This window comes from Bradyrhizobium sp. (assembly GCF_035570375.1).
In the GTDB taxonomy this organism is placed as follows: domain Bacteria; phylum Pseudomonadota; class Alphaproteobacteria; order Rhizobiales; family Xanthobacteraceae; genus Bradyrhizobium.
Window position 1 is genome coordinate 1 of record NZ_DATMLW010000176.1, and the last position, 3,009, is coordinate 3,009.

Here is a 3,009-nt window from a genome sequence, read left to right on the forward strand (position 1 = left end):
CGTAGCGCGTGCATTTCGTTCATGTCAGCTTCCGTTCGCGACCTCCTTCAACTGACATTCCCTTAGCTGACATGCCCCGGATTTCGTTGTCGAGTGGGCCATCGTCCCGGATTTGAGCCTCCGGCGCAACATGCTGTCGCCCGAGACGGATGCGATGGGGAGCGGAAACCGAGGGTTGACAGTCCTCGCCCCAAATCGCGTTCGGTCTGCCGGACCCGATCCCGGTCCGGCTCATAACCACAGCAAAAAGATTAAGTCCGGAGGGAATGCCATGCAGGCTCTCGCAACTCCCCTTCGCATTGCCCTCGTCTTGGTGTTCCTGGCGATCGCAGCGATCGGATACCTGTCGGCGGCACAGGCACAGTCGGTCAATCCGACGAAAAACGCGGTCAGCGAACAGCAGCTGCTGCAGCAATTCAAAACGATCCGCGGTCTCGGCAGTATTCCCGATACCAAGTCCTATACCCTCGAGCAGCCGGCGGGCCGCGACTGGCGCCATTTCCACGAGGTAACATTGCGCTGGATCAGCGGTATCGCGATTCTCGGGATGCTGACGCTGCTGATCATCTTTTATTTGTGGCGCGGCATGGTCCGCATCGAGAGCGGAGGCTCAGGCCGTACCATCGTACGCTTCAATGCGGTCGAGCGGTTCGTGCATGGGATGACGGCGGTCTGCTTCATCATCCTTGCGCTTTCCGGCCTCAATATCACCCTCGGTCGGCCGCTGCTGCTCCCGTTGATGAAGCCGGAATCTTTCACGGCCCTTTCGGAATGGGCGAAATACGCACACAATTATCTGAGCTTCCCCTTCACCGTCGGCGTCGTGCTGATTTTCCTGATGTGGCTCGGCGGCAACATCCCGACGCGGGTCGATATTGACTGGCTAAAGCGCGGTGGCGGCATGGTCGCGCGCGATTATCCGCCGGCGTACCGCTTCAACGCCGGCCAAAAGCTCGTCTACTGGATCGTTGTGCTGGGCGGTGGCGCCGCCGCGATGAGCGGCTATGCCCTCATCTTCCCGTTCTACGGCACGACGATCGAGACAATGCAACAGGCCGAAATGGTGCACGGCATTGTCGCGATGCTATTCATCGCCGTCATGCTGGCGCACATCTATATCGGGACGATCGGCATGGAGGGCGCGTTCGAGGCCATGGGCTCGGGCGCCGTGGATCTCAACTGGGCGAAGGAACACCACAGCCTATGGCTCGAGGAGGAAGGCGTTCTCGGGCGGACGGATCCATCACAGCCCCGGCCGACCGTCGCGCCGGGCGGATAGCCGCGAATCATCAGCCCGTGACCCATTCGAGACATGACGCTCCGGTGCAACGCACCGGAGACTCAAAAGCTCGGGGTCAATTCCGATGACCTGAAGCCGGTCCCGAACCAAATGGTAGATTTTGGGGCGAGCTCCTAGCGAAACCCGGCTGCACGCTGCCGGCTTCGCAGCCGAACGTTGTATAGGCCCGATCCAAATCGGGGGCGAGGGGAGCCGCCGAGGGTAGGGATCAACACGGTTGTCACATTGCGCCCGAGCTTGGGCTCGGCATGGCCTATTCTTTGCATCGCGCATGCGACTGGGAGGAGAGCATCATGCCTGGTCGCCTCACTCGTCGTCGTCTTCTTCAACTATCCGGCGCCAGTGCGGCAACCGGCGGCCTCGCCGCGATCCTCGCCTCCGGCCGGGCACCTGCCTACGCCCAAGGCACTACCGTGCATTGGCTTAAATTCGTCGATTTTGTCCCGGTGTCGGACCAACTGATCAAGGGGAAGATCAAGGACGAGTGTCAGAAAGCGCTCGGCATCAGCCTCCATGCCGAGACGATCGACGGCAACGGCATCCAAGCCCGCACGACCTCGGCGATCCAGTCGGGCAGCGGGCCCGACATCATCATGGAGATCAATAACTGGCCGCAGCTTTATGCCGACAGCGTCATCGACGTCAGCGATATCGCCGAGGAGGTCGGCCAAGAGCAGGGCGGCTACTACGACACGGCCAAGGCGGTCGCCAACGACGGCAAGAAATGGGTCGCAATGCCGCACACGATCATCCCCAACCTGCTGGTCAATCGTACCTCTTGGTTCGCCGATATCGGCGTCACCGCCGACAACTTCCCACAGACGTGGGACGCATACCGCGACATTGGCAAGAAACTGAAGGACAAGAATCGTCCCTATGGGCAGACCTTGGCCCACACCTTTGGCGACGCGCCGAACTTCTGGTATCCGTACCTGTGGTCGTGGGGCGGCAAGGAGGTCGAGGCGGACGGCAAGACCGTCGCCTTGAACACCAAAGAAACGCTCGAATCGGTCAAGTATGCGGTCGAGTTCTGGAAGGACTGCTACGACAGCGGCGGCACCTCATGGGACGACGCCGGCAATAACCGCGCGTTTCTCGCCAGCACGATCAGTTCGACCCAAAACGGCGCATCGATCTATCTGCTCGCCAAGGCCAAGGCCGACACCTATTTGACCGAGACCGGCAAGCCGATCAAGGACGACACATTTCACGCGCCGTTGCCGCGCGGTCCGGCCGGCCATTTCAGCTTTCACGGGCCGTTCTCGAACATCATTCCAGGATATTCAAAGAACCAGAAGGCCGCGAAGGACTTCCTGCGCTGGTTTCGCTCGAAGGAGATCTATGACGAATGGTTCATCTCGCAGCAGGGTTTTTCGGTGGGCCCTACGAAGGTCTGGCAAGACCATAAGATGTGGCAGATAGATCCGGTGATGCTGCCATACCGCACCGCAGCGCAGAGCGGCCGCTTCGCCGGCTACGCCGGGCCTGCCGGCCGCACGGCGGCAGAGACGATCAGCAAGTACATCATCGTCGACATGTATGCGAAGGCGGTCCAAGGCATTAAGGCTGCGGACGCGGTGAGCTGGGCGACCGGCGAATTGCAGAAAATCTACGGCGCCTGACAGACGACTTGTTCGTCGCTTGATTTCCCGCTGCCGTCCCGCGGGTGTACACCGGGCGCTGCGGCACCGTAGCGCCGGCTTTTGTCA

At 60.9% G+C, this 3,009-nt stretch carries 2 protein-coding genes; both read left to right on the plus strand.

What is annotated here, in order from left to right; genetic code table 11:
• Positions 1–271: 271 nt before the first annotated feature.
• The gene (locus VNX23_RS18990; RefSeq protein WP_325632491.1) at positions 272–1,279 is read left to right on the plus strand and encodes a formate dehydrogenase subunit gamma; all 1,008 of its coding nucleotides are present in this window, start codon (positions 272–274) and stop codon (positions 1,277–1,279) included.
• Between the two features lie 314 nt (positions 1,280–1,593).
• Positions 1,594–2,922, plus strand: coding sequence for an ABC transporter substrate-binding protein (locus VNX23_RS18995; protein ID WP_325632493.1), 1,329 nt, complete (start codon positions 1,594–1,596; stop codon positions 2,920–2,922).
• The last annotated feature ends 87 nt before the right edge of the window (positions 2,923–3,009 follow it).

What these genes read in the sequence shown, in the direction of transcription:
- VNX23_RS18990 (WP_325632491.1), top strand. Translation starts at nt 272, where the DNA reads ATGCAGGCTCTCGCAACTCCCCTTCGCATTGCCCTCGTCTTGGTGTTC.
- VNX23_RS18995 (WP_325632493.1), top strand. Translation starts at nt 1,594, where the DNA reads ATGCCTGGTCGCCTCACTCGTCGTCGTCTTCTTCAACTATCCGGCGCC.